This window comes from Mesorhizobium sp. M7A.F.Ca.CA.004.04.2.1 (assembly GCF_004022825.1).
Lineage (GTDB): Bacteria > Pseudomonadota > Alphaproteobacteria > Rhizobiales > Rhizobiaceae > Mesorhizobium.
In genome coordinates this window covers 1-2,145 of record NZ_RZPH01001004.1, presented here as the reverse complement: position 1 = coordinate 2,145, position 2,145 = coordinate 1, and the positions used below count along the sequence as shown (strand labels likewise).

1 pseudogene is annotated in these 2,145 nt (G+C 64.1%); it reads right to left on the bottom strand.

The features are described from left to right. A pseudogene (locus EN893_RS30425) lies at window positions 1-2,145 on the bottom strand (protein ndvB); the annotation flags it as partial.

Genomic DNA, 2,145 nt, shown 5'->3' with positions numbered 1-2,145 from the left:
CCCAGCGATGGTGGCGCGAGGCGTCGACCGAGTAGCGGGTCGGATAGTCCTCAACCAGTTCGACGTCGGTGACCAGCGCCGCGCGCGCCAGCGCGCCTTCCAGCAGATCATGGCTGAGGATGGTGTTTTCCTCGATGCGGCCCTGCAGGGCGGCCTCGAAGGCGTCGACGTGATAAAGGCCCTTGCCGGTGAAGGAGCCGTCGCCGAAGACGTCCTGATAGAGATCGGACACGGCAAAGACATAAGGGTCGAGGCCGCGATTGGCCGAAAACACCCGCTGGAAGAACGACGCATCGTCGCCTGATGTCAGCGACGCGGTGATGCGCGGCTGCAGGATCGCGTAGCCGGCGGTGACGACGCGCTTGCTGGCATCGAAATGCGGCCGGTTGAGCGGGTGGCAGAGCTTGCCTACGAGGGTGGCGACCGCGTCACGGGTGGTGCGCGTGTCGGCATCGAGCGTCATCACATGGACGACGTTCTCCGGCAGCGGCACGTCGAGCGGCAGGAACGTGGTGTCGCTGTCGCCGCGCAGCAGAAGATCGAGCTCGTGCAGCTTGCCGCGCTTGCGCTCCCAGCCCATCCAGGCCCCTTGCGCCGCGTTGAAGAGCCGGCGCCGGTGCAGGATGTAGAAACGCGGCGCGCCTTCGGACGGATAGCGGGCGTTGAGACGAGCGATCTCGGCACGGGCGAATTCGAGGATTTCGGTGTCGGCCGCATCGATCTCGGTCTTCGAGTCCGGCCAGTCCGACAGCAGCGCGAAATGGATTTCATCGGCCGTATTGGCGAGATGATGCACCTCGATGTTGCGGATGTTTTCCTCGACATCGTCGCGCGAGCCGATCAGCGACGGCACCACCACCAGCGTGCGCGCCTCGGGCGGCACGCCGTGCCGGTAATCATAACCGACAAGACGCGTCGGTTTCAGGAACAGCGATACGACCGTGTTGAAGAAGGCAAGCGCGCCCTCGCTGGCCGGCACGGCAAAAAGCGCCAGCATCAGGACGATCGAGGGCACCGACAGGCCGAGATTGGCAAGGGCATTGCCGGAGAGAACGAGAAGCAGCGCCGTCAGCGCAAATACCGGTACGACGATGCCGAGCCACCCGGTCTTGCGGAAGGCACGCTTGACTGTCTGGCTGATGGTGGGTCGATAGCCGATCGCCTTCTCCAGCTCGAGCCGGCGTGGGCCGACGAGAAAGAAGCCGACATCGGTGTGGGCGGGCCCGGTTAAAACCACGTCTCCGTCGCCATCGCTGGCGGCGTGGCCGGCCAACTCGATAGCCTTCTCGGCGACGCGATATTCCGAAAGGTTCGAACGGCGCGCCAATTCCTCGATCGCGGTCCGGTACTGGTCACGCGAGAAGAAGTCGAGCGCGGCGAAATCGGTGCGCTCGCGCAGCACGGTGTCGATGCGGCTGACGCCTTCGAACCACACCGTCCAGTCGACGTCGTTGATGAGGCGCAGGCCGCGGATGATGTTGCCCGTCGTCACATTGCCGCTGGACAGCGTGTGATGTTCGGAAATGATGATTTCCTCAGCATCGGAGCCGGTCTTTTCGAGCTCGCCTTCCAGCCATTCCAGAGCCTTGCCGGCATTCTGCGATCCATCGCGCAGGCGGTAGAGCAGTTGGGTGGCGAAGGGGGTGTCCTGCGCATGCGCGCTGAAATTGGACAGGATCGACTGCCGGTCGGCGCTGTCGTCGGTCGCCAGGACCTTGTCGGCCACATCGTTGGCGATCTGGCGCATCTGGCGGGTGCGATTGACCCTGACGGCCAGCCGGCGGAGATTTTCGATCAGGACGAAGCGCAACAGCGAAGGCAGCGCCCAGAGCTCGCCGATCTTCAGCGGCTCGACCGACTGAAAACCCTGGACGATGGACTTGAACATCGTCGCCGAAACGGAACTGTCCGAATGCGCGACATAGGTCCACGCCAGCGCCAGCGCGCGCGGCACGCTGCCGCCGTCAGGCAGTTTCAAGGTCGGCAACTGGCGATAGAAGCGGCGCGGCAGGTCGCGCTTGACCTGGAAAATGGTCTCTTCGACCAGGTAATTGTTGTCGAGCAGCCATTGTGCCGCCGGCGTGATCGGCTCGCCCCTCGCCTGCGCCGCATTGGCCGACCGAGAGACTTCCAAAATCTTCTTGG